Here is a 15,883-nt window from a genome sequence, read left to right as displayed (position 1 = left end):
CGACTGCCTTTGTTTTGTAAGTGAACAGCACCTTTTCAAATAGTTTTAAAAGAAAAAAGGCTTCCAGAATAAATCTGAAAGCCTATATGTATTGGTTAGTTTAAGGGCTTAATTATTTTTGATCTTTATCTTTATCATTTTTTCTGATGAACTCTACAACAAATGGTGTTGCAACGAAAAGAGAAGAGTATGTACCAAAAATTACTCCGATTAACATCGCAAAAGAGAATCCTCTTAAAATTTCACCACCAAATATGAACAAGATGATTAATACAAATATGGTTGACATACCTGTTACCACAGTTCTACTTAAGGTACTGTTTAATGCGTTGTTTACAATGGTAGGTAAGGTTTCTTTCTTGTTTCTATCATCGTTTAAGTATTCTCTCACCCTGTCAAATACAACCACGGTATCATTAATGGAGTAACCCATTACGGTAAGTACTGCTGCAATAAATGCTTGGTCAATATCTAAAGAGAAAGGAACAAACCCGTTTAATAAAGAGAATATGGCTAAAAGTACCAAAACATCATGTAGCAGCGCAACCACGGCTGCTGCACCAAATTCCCATTTACGGAAACGAACTACGATGTAGATGAATACGGCCAAAATAGCCAAGATTACGGCGTAAATAGCTGATGTTTTAATGTCATTAGCTACCGTTGGTCCAACTTTTTGAGCATCTTTTATTTCATATTTAACGCCTAGTTTTTGTAAACCTTCATTCAGTTTACCTTCAACAATGGTTTCAACGTTATCAGAATTATCATTAATTAAATAATCTGTGGTAATTCTAACGCCATTACCATAACTTTTTACTTCTGGCGCATCGTTTTCAAAAGCATTTGTTAATGCTTTTCTTACATCAACAGTACTTACTTCTGTTTGGAAATCTACCACATAGGTTCTTCCACCTTGAAAATCTACACCTAAACTAAAGCCTCTGGTAAAGATAGAGATAATACCAGCAATGATAATTACTGAAGAAAGAATATAAAATTTACGACGACCTTTTACGAAATCAAAATTAGAGCCTTTAAAAAGTTTGGCTGTAAAAGAGGTAGAGAAAGAAATAGTTTTATTGTTTTTTATTGATCTTTCTAAAATTAATCTACTGATGAATATAGCAGTAAACATAGATACAATAATACCTATTACCAATGTGGTTGCAAAACCTAAAATTGGACCTGAACCCATTACCATTAAAATCACACCTGTAATTAATGTGGTAACGTTTGAATCTATAATAGCAGAATAAGCATTGCTAAAACCATCTGCAACGGCAAGTTTAAGAGATTTTCCTAACTCTAGTTCTTCTTTAATTCTTTCGTAAATTAATACGTTAGCATCTACGGCCATACCAATGGTTAATACTAAACCGGCAATACCTGGCAATGTCCAAACAGCTCCAATAGAAGCCATAATACCTAATAAGAAAAACAAGTTAGCTAGTAAGGCTAAGTTTGCGATGTAGCCGGCTTTGCTATAATAGAATAACATAAATAGCAATACTACAACCAATCCAGCGATAGAAGATACTAAACCTTTATCAATAGATTCTTTACCTAAAGTTGGTCCAACTACATATTCACCTACAATTTTAGCAGGAGCAGGAAGTTTACCGGCTTTTAATACGTTGGCTAAATCTTTAGTTTCATCTACAGTGAAATTACCAGAGATGGAAGAAATACCGTTAGGAATTTCACCAGAAACTCTTGGAGCTGTATAAACTGAATTATCTAAAACAATGGCAATTGATTTATTATCATCTTCACTTTGAGGAGAACCTGCCGCTAAAGCAGTAATTCTTTTCCACTCACGAGCACCGTCAGATTTCATCACCATAACCACTTCTGGGTTGCCGCGTTGATCAAAATCTTCACGGGCGTTAGATATTACATCTCCTGCCAAAGCGGGTTCGCCATTAACACCTGTTGGTTTTACTGCGTATAATTCAAATACTTTATTTTCTGTAGAGATGGCTTTAACTCCCCAATACAATTTTACGTTTGCTGGGATCAATGCTTTTACATCTTCTTGAGCAAAAATGGCGTTGATTTTTGCAGTATCACTTTGGTTTGCATAACCTACTGTTGGGCCCGGACGTAAGCTTTGCTGTCCGTTTGCACCTTGGAATGTTGCAGGAGATAAAATGGCAAATAAAGGGTTTGTTTTTGCAAGCGCATCAATTGAAGAAGAGTCTTTTTTTGTAGTGTCTTTTTTTGCACTTAAAAGAGCTGGCTTATCTTTTGAAATAGGAGTGCTATCTTGTGTTGCAACAGCTTTGGTTTCAGTTTTTGGCTGTTTAGCTGCTAAAATGTTATTTACATTTTGTAAAATAGGGAAGATTTCTTGATTATCATAAGTTTCATAAAACTCTAATTGAGCCGAACCTTGTAATAATTTACGAACACGTTCTTTATCTGTAACGCCTGGAAGTTCTACTAAAATTCTGTTAGAACCTTCTTGTAATTGAATGTTAGGTTGTGTAACACCAAATTTATCTATACGAGTTCTTAAAATGTTAAAAGATCTTTCTACCGCAGAGTTTGCTTGTTTATCTAAAAACGATTTAACTTCTGAATTGCTAGCATCTAGTTTAATTTCTGATGCATTTTCTTTTGTAGAATAAAAAATAGCAAGTTTACCAGTTGGACTTAGTTTCTCATATTCTTCGACAAATAAGGCTACTAAATTTTTCTTTGAACTTGTTAGATTGTTTTGAGCATTTTTTAATGCTTGGTTAAATGTGGCGTCTGATGGATTGTTGGCTAAACTTTTTATCAAAGCGGTAAGCTCAATTTCCATAGTTACGTTCATTCCACCTTTTAAATCTAGTCCTAATTGGATTTCACGTTGCTTCACATACTGATAAGTATGATTTAATAACGGATAAACCGGTTGGTTAGAAATGGAGTCTAAATACCTTCTTTCTTTAGAAAGATCTCCTTTTGCATACTCTTTAGCATCGTTTTCTACCTTGTTTGTGACGAAAGTGAAAGAAAGCGCATATAAACTTAATAGTGTTAATACAATTGCTGCAAACTTAATAATTCCCTTGTTTTGCATTTTAGTTTAATTGATTTGTGTAATTATGCTGTTTTTATTCAAGATGGCAAAGCTAATTAAATTTTTAATTTATAAAATCCTTAAATATTAATTTATTAGCAAAGATTTAACGTCTATCCAATATCACAAATGAATAGTCATATTGGTGTTTTTCATCCTTAAAATGATCTTCTTCGAAGGTTACTTGCCAGTCTTTGGCTTCTAACATTGGAAAAAAAGTATCGGCATCAAATTCATGGTGCACTTTTGTGAGGTAAATTTTTTGTGTTTTTGGTAAGGCTTGCTTGTAAATTTCCCCACCGCCAATGATAAATACTTCTTTTTCATCGGTGCAAGCCTCTAAAGCAGCATCCAAATTAGGGTAAACTTCTACTCCTTCTATTTTAAATTCTGGCTGGCGACTGATCACAATATTCCTTCTGTTTGGTAATGCTTTGCCAATAGAATCAAAAGTTTTGCGTCCCATAATAATGGTATGCCCAGAAGTTGTTCTTTTAAAAAACTTTAAATCTTCCGGTAAATGCCATAGTAATTGGTTGTTTTTGCCGATGCCGTTTTCGGTGTCGGTGGCTACAATAAGAGATAGACCCCTAAATCCCCCAAGGGGGACTTGATTGTCCTGATGGATATTCATGGTGTAAATGTGTTATTTGTTTTGATATTTAATCAATTTGTTTTGATATCGGTTTATTTCTAAACAGCAACAGCTCCTTTAATATGTGGATGTGGATCGTAATTTTCTAAGGTGAAATCCTCAAATTTAAAACCAAAAATATCTTTTACTTCTTTATTGATTTTCATGGTCGGTAAAGCTTTTGGTTCGCGGCTTAACTGCAATTTAGTTTGCTCTAAATGGTTGTTGTATAAATGCGCATCGCCCAAAGTATGGATAAAATCTCCCAGTTGTAAATCACAAACCTGAGCCACCATCATGGTTAATAAAGCGTATGAAGCAATATTAAAAGGAACGCCTAAAAATATATCAGCACTGCGTTGGTACAATTGACAGCTTAATTTTGATTTTTTTTCTCCCTTGAGGGGGTCGGGGGGTGCTACGTAAAACTGAAAAAAACTATGGCATGGCGGTAAAGCCATGTTTTCAATTTCGGCTACATTCCATGCCGAAACAATAATTCTTCTAGAATCGGGATTGTTTTTGATTTGTTGGATGATGTTTGAGATCTGATCAATGTGTTTTCCATCTGGCGTAGGCCATGATCTCCATTGCGAACCATAAACTGGACCTAAATTTCCGTTTTCATCAGCCCATTCGTCCCAAATTTTTACTCCATTTTCTTTAAGGTATCTTATATTGGTATCGCCACTTAAAAACCATATCAGCTCATGTATGATAGATTTAAGGTGTAATTTTTTGGTGGTGACCAAAGGGAAACCTTCGGCTAAATTAAATCGCATTTGATAACCAAAAACGCTTATGGTGCCAGTTCCTGTTCTGTCGTGTTTTTGAGTTCCGTTTTCTAGAACATGTTGCATTAAATTTAAATATTGTTTCATTTTTATTTATCTGGATATAAAAATATTTTTTAACGTGTGATATGAATGCGTTAACGATAGGAGCGGTAGCTCCCGATTTTTTATCGGGACTTTAGCGTATAGCGTGTTAAAACGCCCAAATCATTATTTGAAATTGTAAATTGACTTATTTATTCCTGCAAATTAAATTAATCTATATTTGCAATCCTATTAATGTGCAAAACTCCTAATTGTTAATATTGATGATTACTTTTCCATCAGCCAAAATCAATATCGGTTTAAATATCATCAGCAAGCGAAGCGATGGCTATCATAACCTCGAAACTATATTTTATCCTATTCAAATTAAAGATGCTTTAGAAGTTATTGAAGCGAATGAAATGGGTTTTGAAACTTCAGGAATTGAAATCCCTGGTGATGCCAGCAATAATTTGTGTTTAAAGGCTTATGAGTTATTGCGAAAAGATTTTGATGTTCCTCCTATCAAAATTCATTTACACAAACATATTCCAATTGGCGCAGGTTTGGGCGGTGGCTCTGCCGATGCTGCTTTTTTTATTAAGTTGGTGAATGAGAAATTTAAGTTGGGATTAACAGTTGATAAGATGCAAGATTACTGTCGCTTATTAGGTGCAGATTGTGCTTTTTTTATCGAGAATAAACCTGTTTTTGCATTTGATAAAGGTGATGTTTTTGAGTCTGTTATCCTAGATCTTTCTGCGTATCATTTAGCATTAGTGATGCCTCCGGTTCATGTTTCTACTGCCGAAGCTTATAGCGGAGTTAAGCCAAGTCAAGCTCAGCAATCATTAAAAGAATTAATTGAGTTACCTGTAGAACAATGGCAAGGGAAAATTAAAAATGGTTTTGAGGAACATATTTTGAAGAATCATACGCAAATACAAAAAGTAAAAGACTCACTTTTAGAGGCCGGAGCTTTATTTGCTTTAATGAGTGGGAGCGGAGCAGCTGTTTATGGGATTTTTAAAGAACCTGTAGATTTAATTGAGTTAGAGAAAGAGAATTTAGTTTTTAGCGGAATTTAAGGATTTACATTTTTTTATGCTCTGATTCTTAAAAAGAGGAGAGCGTATATTATTTATCATTACAAAAAGAAAAAAATTGAGAGTTATTCAACAAGTATTAATTATTGGCACCGTTTGGCCAGAACCTAATTCATCTGCTGCGGGTAGTAGAATGATGCAATTGATTAAAAGCTTTGTAAAAAAAGGTTGGAAAATTACGTTTGCTAGTGCCGCAGCCGATAGTGATTTTATGGTTGATTTAACTACTGATGGCATAGAAAAAGTAAGTATTAAATTAAACGATGCCAGTTTTGATGAATTTATAAAAGCTCTAAAACCAGATTTGGTTTTGTTTGATAGGTTTATGACCGAAGAGCAATTTGGTTGGAGAGTGTCTGAAAATTGCCCACATGCTTTAAAAGTTTTAGATACCGAGGATTTACATTGTTTAAGAACTGCCCGACAGAAAGCCTGGAAAATAAAAAAGGATTTTAAGTTAGAAGATTTGTTGGATGAGGATGTTGCTAAGAGAGAAATTGCCAGCATTTTAAGATGCGATTTATCATTAATTATCTCAACTTATGAGATGAAGGTTTTGGTAGATTTATTTAATGTTGATGAAACTCTATTGATGTATTTACCTTTTATGCTTCCGCAGATTGTTGACGCCGACCGAGAAAATTGGTTAGCTTTTGAGGAGCGAGAGCATTTTATAACCATTGGTAATTTTTTACATGAGCCTAATTATCAAGCGGTAATTTTCTTGAAAAATGAAATCTGGCCTACTATCAGAAAAAAGTTGCCCGAAGCACAGATGCATATTTACGGTGCTTATCCGTCAGAAAAAGTGAATCAACTAAATAATCCTAAAGATGGATTTTTAGTGAAAGGCAGGGTAAGAAATGTGAAAGATGTGATGGTGAAAGCCAAGGTTTGTTTAGCTCCATTGGTATTTGGTGCAGGTTTAAAAGGGAAACTAATTGACGCCATGCAAAGCGGAACACCAAATGTGACCACTCATATTGGTGCCGAAGCCATGCATAATGGTTTGCCTTGGGGAGGTTACATTGCTAACCAGCCAAAAGATTTTGCTGATGATGCCGTTAAATTATACACTAATGAAACTGTTTGGACTAAATTTCAGCAGAATGGAGTGGAGGTGATTAACCAAATATTTGACGAAAAACATTGGGATAAAGAACTGATTGAAACTTTAAATCATGTGAAAGAAAATATTTTGGAACATAGGAAGGCCAATTTTATGGGCGCTATTTTACAACATCATACTTTAATGAGTACTAAATATATGTCTAAGTGGATAGAAGAGAAGAATAAGTAAAATTCTAATACAATCTGTTTTATTTTATCTGAAAGCCAAACTTTAAACCAGCTTGCACAGCGTAGCCATTAAAATTAAAACCATAAGCATATTCATTATAGTTTCGGCTAAATTCTACTTCATTGTTTTTGGTAGAAGTTTTATAACCAAAACCTAGGTAAGCATCTAAAAGCATGGTGGTTTTCCAAACTTTGTGATAACCTAGGTTTCCGTAAAACAAAGCCGAATTAATAGGATAATCTTTTTCTACAGGTCCGTAAGTATAATACTCTACACCATCTTGTTCAAAAGTATAAAATCCTTCTCCTTTTAAGGTAAGTTTAAAGTTTCTGAGGGTAACGCCGGGCGAAAAATAAAAGCTGGTAAGCTTCTCTGATTTTTGAAATTTGAGCTTATAGGCTAAGTTTAACCCAATTCCATTAATTCTATCCTCGTTGTTTGTTTCATCCAAGTTTGATTCTTGTGGGTAGAGTATAGTAATTTTACCTGTATAAACTTCTAAACCGCCAATAAAAGCACCAGTTTTTTCTTTTTGTTGCATTTCTAAATCCACTTTTAATGCGTTATTGAGCAAAAAAATTGGCTGAAAACTTACACTAATTGGGTAATTACTTTTGGCTATTTCATCATAAGATACTTTGCGTAGTTGCGCAAATAAGTGAATAGAAATGAAAAAGCATAAGATGAATAAGGTAAAACGTTTCATTTAATTATTCCCTATTTTAATTTCGCTTAAAAAAACAGGATTTGCACCGCTGTAATCATATTGACTAAGGCCTTTTTCTCCAATTAACATTAAAGTTTTATTAATTGCAATAGCATCATGAGCTTTTATATTGATGATTCCTTTTTGGACTAAATCAGGACTATTAGTAGCATCAAACCATTTTACCTGATCATCACAAACAAATAAATCATTTCCATTTAAGGCCAATCCTTCTGGATTGCTCATTTGATATATTTTTGAAACTTTTGGTTGTTTTTTATTGGATATATCAATTACTTCTAACTGATTTAACCCTCGTGAGCAGCGAGTAGCGCCAGAACTTAAAGTAACATAAGCAAATTGCTGATTGGCCACTACAGGGTCGCAGCTTAAAATATGGCGGTACATACTTTCTAACTTTGGACTTAGCGGATTGTTGATATCATAGATATACATTCCTTGTGAACTACCAATAAATAATGTGTTTCCTAAAGGGAAAATAGTTTCTATTCCAAAACCAAAAGGCTGATCTACCTTAAAAATAGGATCACTTGCATTTTGAATATCAAAAATTTTAACGTTTGTGCTGGTTACTGTGTATAAATTATCACCAACAATTGCAAAGCGAGCCATTGAGCCAGAAACTCCGGTAGAACTTCCTGAATTTGAATCGGAATAAGAACTGCCGTCTTTACTGCAAGAGTAAAGTGTGAATACAAAAATAGAACAGATTAGAATTAAGTTTTTCATGTTTAGTTGTTTTTCCATCCAATAATGATGGTATTTTTAGGTCTGTTTGTAGTGTTAAATTTGGAAGGAATTACACCTCCATCTGGAGGGAAAACTTCAGGGAATACATTTTCTATTCTTTTTAGTACCACAAGGTTACCTTTTTCAACTTCGGTAAGGTTAATGGCAATTAAATCTACAGCGTTATCTACATAAAGAATATTGTTTTTTATAGCCATATCTACACAGCCAGGTATTGCAATGTAACCTTTGTTTACTGGCGCTTTAGGGTTGGTATTATCTATAATATGAACTCCTTTAAAACGCTCACTAATAAAAATGTAATTGTCTTTGTAATAGATTTTTGCGGCATCACCAATATTAGTGACCGGTTTGATACTTACCGATTGTGCTAAATTACTTCTGGTAATAAGTATAGGGCTGTATGTTGTATAAACAACAGGCGTACTGTTAAAGTCAACGCAGCCTACAGCTAATAACAAAGGAAGGGAGAGCAGCCAAATTTTCTTAGTTGTTTTCATTGATAGTTTTTTAAGTATAAATTTTTGATCTGTTTATAATGCCTTACGTTGAGTAAGTTATGAAATGATACAGGTTAGAGGAAATTTAATATTAGGTTAACAAGGGAAAGTTAAGTTATTGAATAAACTAGGTTAATAATGTTTTTAAGATTTAAAAGGGATTGAGAGAATTTAATCTAACAGTGATCTAATTCTGATTATTCTTTCTTTTAAAATTGGCAGGTCATTTTTAATAATTTCCCAAACCAAAATTAAATCTACACCGAAGTATTCGTGTACAAAAATGTTTCTCATACCAATGATTTGAGTCCATTCAATATCTGAAAATTGGTTTTTAATTTCCTCTGAAATATGATTACTGGCTTCGCCTATAATTTCCATTTGTTTTATGCAGGCAAACCGCATCATAGAATTATTAAGAAAAGTGTTAAAATCAATTTCAATTAAGTAAGTTTCTATCTCCTCAAGAGCTTCTAAAATATGATGAATACGAGCTTTATCACCTAATTTACCTCGCATAAATCAATTCTTTTTCATGATCAACAATTGGTTTTAGGTGTGGAGATAAAGCTTGAGAAGAAACTAAGTCAACTTTTATATTTAGAATTTCTTGGAGGTCTAATTGCATTTTTATAAATCCTAAACCTATTTTTTGTGAATAGTCTAGATCTACTAAAATGTCTATATCGCTATTATAATCTGCTTGTTTGCGAACGTAGGAGCCAAATAGGTAAGCTTTCAATACCGGTTGGTTACTGAAATAAGCTTTTATTGATTCTATTTTATCTGTTTCTAAGCGCATTACCCAAATATAAGGAATTCGTTTCTACTCTAATTATTTAAAAATCATTAGTCTGATGGGCATTTAAAAAGCACCTCACTTTGTAAAATAAACGGGGGTGAAGCGGTATCCCAGCCTAAACTGGACGGGCAGGCTTTTTGGCTTTGGGTTTTGGTTTGGGCTGCCAAAAAGATTTAGCAAAACACCCGACTGGCGTAATTTATTTTTACAGGTTTTGCTTTTCTAAAACTTATTTTAACTGGTATTTATAAACTGTTCTACCAATGTTTCCGCCGTTATCTAAGCCTTCTACAACTACTCTGTAAAGCCCTTTTGCATCACTGTTGAAGAATTCAAAAGAGGCATTTCCGTCTTTGTCTGTGTTTACAGCCGGATTCCAATAAATTGTGGTTCGGTAATCTTCTCTTTGCAAACTGTTACGCGGACCGCTATATTTTGGTACGTAAAACTGGCGTTCGGTTGTGAAACCTTTTGGCTTGTAAGTGAGTACATTAGTTGGCGGAAAAAGGGCTTTAAATTGATTAACACTCATGGCTGTATTTTTTATTTCTCTCATATTAACCACCAAAACGCCGCTGGTATTAGATAATCTGTTAATTCCGCTTAAACCGTCATTAAAAAAAACCTCTAATGATTCTACGTTGCTTACTTCTACTCCAAAAAGATAATTAACATCTACGGGCATCCCATTTGCATAAATTTCTATGGGTACTTTTAAACCTTGATTGTAATTTCTGGTTAAGAATAATTGCTGATCAATAAAGGTTAACCCTGCAGCTGCAAGACAATCTATAAGCCTTTTGCAGCCTTTTAATTGGCTATTAGGAATTTCTCTATCTGCCATCTGACTAAGTCCGCTAAGGGCACTATAATCTGCATGACTTGGTTTTTTTATCGGAGCACTTTTTACCACTACTTCACGCAATAAAAAAGCACTTTGATGCTCTATTCGGCTGTTTTTAAGATAAATACCCAAAGTGCTATCTATGTTTAATAGCTCGTCGGGAGCGTTTACATTGCTGTAAATAGATGGAAATGCCTCTCCGTCTAATATTATTCTAAGGTCTTTAGAATTTACGTTATTTCTGGCGTTAACAATCACTTCAGAAGAATCTTTGAAAATTAAATTATTGAAAACAAATTTTCCTTCTTTATCTGTAGTGCCGGTAGTATTAAATTGTTTGCTGGGGATTTGAAACAATAATCTGCCGTTTTCTAAGGGCATGCCATTACTTTTTCTAATGGTGCCGGATACGGTCATAGATTGCTCTGGAAAAAAAGATATTTTTGGCTGAACGTCTGCGGCTAAATCTTTATAAAGGAAGCGACGGTAGCCTTGGGTGAGCAATAAAATATCTAGATCGGCTAGTTTTTGATCATCGGTTTTGTTGAAATAATAATTGGGTTGTTCTATATAGCCTTCCAAATCAGCACTTAACAGGAGGTTACTTTTAATAGTGATTTCCTCGTTTTCGTTTACCGGAACTTTAGCGTCATTTACCACCGAAACAGAGTAACTTCCTTCAGTAGGGTTAAAACCATCACTGGTTTTGATACTCATTTTTATTTTTTGGCGACCAGTGTATGTGGGTAAATCTGTTTTTACATTTATTTTTACATCGTCTTTTCTTTGAATAAAAACCAATCGCTCACTTAATGGTAAGCCACTGGTATTAAGTAAAGCTAATTGTAAAATACCCGTTGGAAACTGGTTATGAGGTATTTTTACTGAATAATTTGTTTGTCTTAAACCTGTTTGTGCGGCATAGAAAAAAACACCATCATTTTGCGCAACAATATAAATTACCTGATTTTGATTTTTTTGAAGATAAGCGTCATTTACATTGATGTTTACCCATAAACTATCGCCAACGCTTTTTGCTGATAAGCTGATGCATTCTTCTTTAACAGGAGGAAGGCTAAAGTTTTTTTGAGTTTGATCTGCAAAGGTGATGCTGGCAGTATATTTTTTATTTTTTTGTGGGATAAAAGAGAAGCTACCCATCCCTAAATGCTGCGAGGCAAAAGAAACGATTTCTTTTCCTTGCTCATCTAAAATTTTACCTTTTAAATTTACGCCTAATCCGTTTGAAGCGATGGCTTTAAAAGCTACTTTTTTGTCCATTCCATCAATCAGTTCTCCTCCTTCTGGAAAAAACTGGATGTCGTTTTCAAGAATTGCTGTTTTTAAAGAGAAAGATGAATTCAGTATGCGGCGATCACTGGTTTCTAACGCCGTATTAAGCACTCCTCTGTTGATGGAAACTTTTGTTGAACCGCTAAAATCTAAAGTAATATAGCCTTTAGCATCAGTAGTTGCTTTGCCTCTGGCAATTTTTTCATCATCGGCTATTACTTCCCAACTTACTTTTTTATCAGCCAATGGTTTGCCTAATTCGTCTTTATAAGAAATTGTGCTACTTACTTTTTGTGCTTTATCTGTAATGCTTCCGTTAAAAGTAATGTTTGTTATTAATTCTTTATTAAGCGCATTGCCTACATAAATATTTTTTTTGAAGAAATAGCTTTGGTTAAAATTCAGCATCCATTTGGTGTAAGCTCTTAAATGGTAGGTGCCTTCTTTAAAATCGGGGTAAGCCAAAACCATATTACCATTGGCAACGCTATTATTGGCTGGTATTTTTAATGTTTGTATCAGCGAATCTTTATTATTGAGCAAATCAACATAAACAATTTTACTTAAAGGCGATGGTAAATGCTGCTGAATGGTGATATAGGTTTTAAACCAAATGGTATCTCCAACGGCATAATAAGGCTTATCAAAATGTAAATAAACACTTTCAAATGGGTGATTGTAACTTAACTTTTCTTTTCTTTCTACCAGTGTTTTGAGCGGGACAGTTGCCGTGTTAGTTTGGGCATTAACCACATCTAAACTAAAAGTGTAGATTAAAAACAGAATAAAAAGTGATTTTTGATATTTCATAAATTGCTTTGAGCACTAAAGCTCTAATGTAATTTTTTAATTTGTAGACCTTGTGTTAAAAATTAATTTTAACATTTTTTTACAATCAATTTATTCTTTTTTACATTGATTTTACCAACGTTGATGCACATCAGCTTTGATATATTTATTATAAATTGTTTCAATAGCATTCATTTCTGCCGGGGATAAATCTGCTATTTCTTGGGTTTTTAAATTGCTTTTTAGCTGTTCTATTTTAGAAGCACCAGGTATTACGCAACTAATTTCTGGCGATTTTAAAATCCATTTTAAGGCAATTAAAGGCAAATCAGCATTTGGGAAAAGTTTTTTGAGTTCTTCTACAGCGTTTAACCCTTTATCATAATCTACTCCAGCAAAAGTTTCGCCTTTATCAAAAGCAGCGCCATCTCTGTTAAAATTACGATGATCATCTTTACTAAAAGCAGTATTTTTAGAGAACTTCCCGGTTAATAAGCCGCTGGCTAAGGGTACTCTGGCAATTAAGCCAACATTATTTTTTTTAGCCAGCTCAAATAAAAGTTCATTAGGGCGTTGTCTAAAAATATTATAAATCAACTGAATGCTGCAAACATTTGGGTATTCCATGGCTTTAATGCCTTCTTCTACTTTTTCTATACTTACTCCTAAATGTCTTATTTTTCCTTCGTCTTTTAATCGGTCAAAAAGTTCAAAAATTTCTGGTCGGTAGTAAACTTCGGTAGGTGGGCAATGTAACTGAATAAGGTCTAAAGTTTCTAAACCCATGTTTTTTAAACTATCCTCTACACAGTTTCTTAAAGCTTTTGTGGTGTAGCTTTCATTAACATGCGGATTTAATCTTCGGCCACATTTTGTAGCTACATAAATACGCTCCGACCTTGATTTCACCAATTTACCTACCGCTTTTTCACTTTCTCCGTCACTATAAACATCAGCCGTATCAATAAAATTTATGCCCTGATCTACCGCAACATTTAAAATTTTATCGGCATTTTGATGATCAAAAGCATCGCCCCATTTACCACCCACTTGCCAGGTTCCTAAGCTAATTTCTGAGATTTTAAAATCGGTTTTTCCTAATGTTCTAAAGTTCATGTATGTAAATTGAATTTCAAAGATAGCAGAATTGGTAATTTCCTAAGACCTTAAATGTTCATATAACACAAATCTATTTTCATAAACATAAAGGGTTTTTCTAAATAATTATCTGAAAATTCATTTAACTTCGATTTTTAAAAAAGGAAATATCCAAAGCATGCAAGCCAGAAACAATAGACCCTCACAAGCAAAAGTATTAAGAGTATTTAGAAAAGTACATCGACAAACTGGAGCTTTACTTTTTGTGTTTTTCTTTGTGATATCTATTTCTGGTTTGTTTTTAGGATGGAAAAAACATAGCGGAGATCTTATTTTAGCTAAAACTCAAAAAGGCACTTCCACTGATTTAAAACAATGGTTAAGTATAGATAGCTTACATCAAACTGCCGTTTTGTTATTTAAGGATTCTATTTCTAACACACTTTCTTCTGAGGTAGACCGTATAGATATCAGGAAAGATAAAGGGATGGTGAAGTTTGTTTTTAAGACGGATTATTGGGGAATACAATTAGATGGAGCTACAGGTAAGCTTTTAAAAATTGAAAAAAGACGATCTGATTTTATAGAAAACATTCATGATGGTTCTATCCTTGATGCTTATTTTAACACTAGCAACGGACAAATAAAATTGGTTTACACCTCTATAATGGGTATTGCACTACTGATATTTACCATTACCGGTTTTTGGTTATGGTATGGTCCAAAAAGAATGAGAAGAAATGCCTCACAGTAGTTGGCTTTAATTAAAAGGACGTATAATTTTCACAAAACGACCCAAATAATATTTATTTAGAGGCGTAATGGTTACGCTATACGCTTTGCCAGAGGTAGAGTGAATAAATTGAACATTATTTACATGATCAGTAATAATGCCCATGTGGCCAATTTCTCGTTTAGTACTATCTGTTCCGGTAAATAAAATTAAATCACCCGGCTTACATTCCGAAACAGGTATTGTGATGCCCACATTTGCAAAGTCTCTAGAACTTCTGGGTACAGCTATTTGGAAATGATTAAATACATAGGTGATAAACCCCGAGCAATCAAAGCCTTTATTTGGGTTAACAGAACCGTATAAATAAGGAATGCCTACTAATGTTTTAGCAAATGAAACGAGTTCTTCTGGTGTAGTGTTTTTTGTATCTATAAGCGATTTTGGAGATAAAACCGCTACTTTTTCCACGCTATCTTTTGTGAAATTAGTGATGTTTGTTGTTGACGAAATGTTGGTTTCTGATGATTTTTTTTGATCTTCAAAACTGCTTTTGTTACCACAAGAGCTAAAACATAAGGCAAGAAGCAAAAGTTGAATTGTATTTAATAACATAGTCTCTTTAAACGTACAAAAAATCAAGATGTTTCTTTAATGCAAAAAGCTTTTTTGTGCTTACTCACTTAAATAGTTAAAAAGAAAGGTTTCCTTTTAGTAGAGATCTAAAGAAAGATATTTTGGTATTAAACCAAGGTGAAATTTCTTAGTTTAATTGGCTGCTTTTTTCGTCTTCCATCAGTAATTGTTTAGCCATAGACCAAAACAATTTAATGGCTGGAGTGGGTTTATCTGCTAATTCAGATAAGGCAATAAAATTATTAGCAAATAATTTTTGACTCATTTTTTTTCGATCATCATCACTAAGTTCATGATAAGCCATGCTCCAACTTTTAAATTCACGTTCTTCTTTTTCTCCTTCACTTAAAAGAGTAACATCATAATGCCTGTCATCAGCCCAAATATTTGCGTATAAATCTTTAACAATTTTTTTATCGCCCTCCAGTATCTGAATAAACTCCTGATTATGGTATAACAAACAACCTGTTACATTATTTCTCTGATTAAAATCTATAGCAGTTTCTAAAATATTATTTATGTCATCAGCAGTTAAACCGGGTTTAGCCTTAGAAATATAAATTAGCTCAAACATCTCAATTTTTTTAATGTAAACTTATGATAATAAACGTAATAGTTTTTGTTTTAGATTTAAAAGTTATGTGTTTTTTACATCATTTTATATGATGTAAAATAGGTTTAATTTAACTTCGTCTAAATATAAGTTAATTAAAATTTTTTTGTTTTAATGAGGAGGGAAAATAATAGGTAAAGTCTTTTTAAAATCACTAGTTGAGTTTCATT

The 15,883-nt window shown here is 33.5% G+C and carries 15 protein-coding genes; 3 read left to right on the top strand and 12 right to left on the bottom strand.

The annotated features are described in order from the left end of the window. Positions 1 to 112: 112 nt before the first annotated feature. From secDF to FA046_RS16370, 3 genes are all read right to left on the bottom strand, one after another. Positions 113 to 3,070: a protein translocase subunit SecDF gene (gene secDF, locus FA046_RS16380; protein ID WP_136827623.1), complete on the bottom strand. Its 2,958-nt coding sequence runs from the start codon at positions 3,068 to 3,070 to the stop codon at positions 113 to 115. A 106-nt stretch (positions 3,071 to 3,176) separates the two neighbouring features. Then, a complete protein-coding gene (locus FA046_RS16375) occupies positions 3,177 to 3,704 on the bottom strand; it encodes a dihydrofolate reductase (protein WP_136827622.1) in 528 nt (175 codons plus the stop codon). A gap of 59 nt (positions 3,705 to 3,763) precedes the next feature. After that, positions 3,764 to 4,585 (bottom strand): thymidylate synthase, encoded by an 822-nt coding sequence (locus FA046_RS16370; RefSeq protein WP_136827621.1) that lies wholly within the window; start codon positions 4,583 to 4,585, stop codon positions 3,764 to 3,766. Between the two features lie 221 nt (positions 4,586 to 4,806). On the opposite strand from FA046_RS16370, the gene ispE reads away from it, so the two are divergent. Beyond that, on the top strand, positions 4,807 to 5,610 hold the full coding sequence (gene ispE / locus FA046_RS16365; protein ID WP_136827620.1) for a 4-(cytidine 5'-diphospho)-2-C-methyl-D-erythritol kinase: 804 nt from the start codon (positions 4,807 to 4,809) through the stop codon (positions 5,608 to 5,610). A 76-nt stretch (positions 5,611 to 5,686) separates the two neighbouring features. Further along, positions 5,687 to 6,928 (top strand): glycosyltransferase family 4 protein, encoded by a 1,242-nt coding sequence (locus FA046_RS16360; RefSeq protein ID WP_136827619.1) that lies wholly within the window; start codon positions 5,687 to 5,689, stop codon positions 6,926 to 6,928. A gap of 19 nt (positions 6,929 to 6,947) precedes the next feature. On the opposite strand, the gene FA046_RS16355 is transcribed toward FA046_RS16360, so the two are convergent. The 7 genes from FA046_RS16355 to FA046_RS16325 form a co-directional block, all read right to left on the bottom strand. Further along, the gene (locus FA046_RS16355) at positions 6,948 to 7,634 is read right to left on the bottom strand and encodes a hypothetical protein (RefSeq protein ID WP_136827618.1); all 687 of its coding nucleotides are present in this window, start codon (positions 7,632 to 7,634) and stop codon (positions 6,948 to 6,950) included. Then, entirely contained in the window at positions 7,635 to 8,384 is a 750-nt protein-coding gene (locus FA046_RS16350; RefSeq protein WP_169303404.1) for an LVIVD repeat-containing protein, read from the bottom strand. Between the two features lie 2 nt (positions 8,385 to 8,386). Beyond that, the gene (locus FA046_RS16345; RefSeq protein WP_136827616.1) at positions 8,387 to 8,905 is read right to left on the bottom strand and encodes a hypothetical protein; all 519 of its coding nucleotides are present in this window, start codon (positions 8,903 to 8,905) and stop codon (positions 8,387 to 8,389) included. Between the two features lie 171 nt (positions 8,906 to 9,076). Next, positions 9,077 to 9,424, bottom strand: a complete 348-nt coding sequence (locus FA046_RS16340) for a HepT-like ribonuclease domain-containing protein (protein ID WP_136827615.1) — start codon at positions 9,422 to 9,424, stop codon at positions 9,077 to 9,079. Continuing rightward, positions 9,414 to 9,707, bottom strand: a complete 294-nt coding sequence (locus FA046_RS16335; RefSeq protein WP_136827614.1) for a nucleotidyltransferase family protein — start codon at positions 9,705 to 9,707, stop codon at positions 9,414 to 9,416. Before FA046_RS16335 ends, FA046_RS16340 begins: the two co-directional genes overlap by 11 nt. A 229-nt stretch (positions 9,708 to 9,936) precedes the next feature. Next, complete coding sequence (locus FA046_RS16330) at positions 9,937 to 12,654, bottom strand: carboxypeptidase-like regulatory domain-containing protein (RefSeq protein ID WP_136827613.1); 2,718 nt, start codon at positions 12,652 to 12,654, stop codon at positions 9,937 to 9,939. A gap of 111 nt (positions 12,655 to 12,765) precedes the next feature. Continuing rightward, the gene (locus FA046_RS16325; protein ID WP_136827612.1) at positions 12,766 to 13,749 is read right to left on the bottom strand and encodes an aldo/keto reductase; all 984 of its coding nucleotides are present in this window, start codon (positions 13,747 to 13,749) and stop codon (positions 12,766 to 12,768) included. A gap of 160 nt (positions 13,750 to 13,909) precedes the next feature. On the opposite strand from FA046_RS16325, the gene FA046_RS16320 reads away from it, so the two are divergent. Then, a complete protein-coding gene (locus tag FA046_RS16320) occupies positions 13,910 to 14,485 on the top strand; it encodes a PepSY domain-containing protein (protein WP_136827611.1) in 576 nt (191 codons plus the stop codon). Positions 14,486 to 14,491: 6 nt separating this feature from the next. Here the strand turns inward: FA046_RS16320 and FA046_RS16315 are convergent, their stop codons facing one another. After that, entirely contained in the window at positions 14,492 to 15,079 is a 588-nt protein-coding gene (locus tag FA046_RS16315) for a C40 family peptidase (RefSeq protein WP_136827610.1), read from the bottom strand. 148 nt (positions 15,080 to 15,227) lie between these two features. Next, entirely contained in the window at positions 15,228 to 15,674 is a 447-nt protein-coding gene (locus FA046_RS16310) for a BLUF domain-containing protein (protein WP_136827609.1), read from the bottom strand. Between the last annotated feature and the right edge of the window lie 209 nt (positions 15,675 to 15,883).

It is taken from the genome of Pedobacter cryophilus (genome assembly GCF_005116455.1).
Lineage (GTDB): Bacteria > Bacteroidota > Bacteroidia > Sphingobacteriales > Sphingobacteriaceae > Pseudopedobacter > Pseudopedobacter cryophilum.
Note: the sequence above shows the minus strand (reverse complement) of the source record. Positions and strands in the feature narration are given on the sequence as shown.